The organism is Amycolatopsis sp. SID8362, assembly GCF_010550475.1.
Taxonomy (GTDB): Bacteria; Actinomycetota; Actinomycetes; order Mycobacteriales; family Pseudonocardiaceae; genus Amycolatopsis; species Amycolatopsis eburnea.
Window position 1 is genome coordinate 1 of the sequence record NZ_JAAGNB010000960.1, and the last position, 254, is coordinate 254.

Annotated in this window: 1 protein-coding gene; it reads left to right on the plus strand. The window is 74.8% G+C overall.

Features of this window, described 5'->3' with window-relative positions:
- Nucleotides 1-72 precede the first annotated feature (72 nt).
- Nucleotides 73-254 (plus strand): hypothetical protein (locus G3I65_RS29485; protein WP_375336730.1); only part of this gene is annotated, 182 nt, incomplete at its 3' end.

Consider the following 254-nt stretch of genomic DNA (forward strand, 5'->3'; position numbering starts at 1 on the left):
GTCGACCTGCCCACCTACGCCTTCCAGCGGCAGCGCTTTTGGCCGGAAGCCACTCCCGGCCGTGGAGGGGACGTGCGCGCCGCTGGCCTGGGCCCGGCCGGCCACCCGCTGCTCGGCGCGGCCGTCGAACTCGCCGACGCCGACGGGTTCCTGTTCACCGGCCGGCTTTCGCTGCCGACCCACCCGTGGCTCGCTGAGCACACGATCCGGGGCACGGTCGTGGTGCCCGGCACCGCGCTGCTGGAACTGGCCGT